This is a genomic window from Mesorhizobium sp. WSM4849, assembly GCF_055811385.1.
The window spans coordinates 1-412 of the sequence record NZ_JBVVPW010000121.1 but is presented as its reverse complement, the minus strand read 5'-3'; the positions used below and the strand labels follow the sequence as shown (position 1 = coordinate 412).

The 412-nt window shown below is 57.0% G+C and carries 1 protein-coding gene; it reads right to left on the bottom strand.

Annotation, left to right across the window (positions count from 1 at the left end; genetic code table 11):
* Window positions 1–118: 118 nt before the first annotated feature.
* Window positions 119–412, bottom strand: a 294-nt coding sequence (locus AC0L3L_RS36485; protein WP_473642221.1) for a hypothetical protein, incomplete at its 5' end; no start/stop codon positions are given.

Below are 412 nucleotides of genomic sequence, written 5' to 3'. Positions count from 1 at the left end.
CGAGTTCGGAATGGGATCGGGTGCAGCCGCTCCGCCATAACCACCAGGTCGGCAAAGCGCACGTTGCTCGAGAAGCTTTTTGAGCGAATAGCCAATAGTGAGTAGCGAATAGGGAACCCTATTTCCTGCTCTCTCTGAGCTGTTCGCTGGTCTTATGTGTGCCTTTACCGTTCTTTTGGTCTTGGCGCCTTTCGAAGCGAAGCTTCGCAAGGTCGACCGACCGTCGGCGCCGATGCGCCGCACCCACGTAGCGCCGCCCGCAGGGCGGAACAAGCGTGAGTGAGAACAGACCATCTCGGCGCAATCCGAAGGATTGTCGCCCAAAATGGGCATAGGGAATGAGAACGATCAAGCCGATCGAACTATTAGTACCGGTAAGCTTCAAGCGTTGCCGCTCTTCCACACCCGGCCT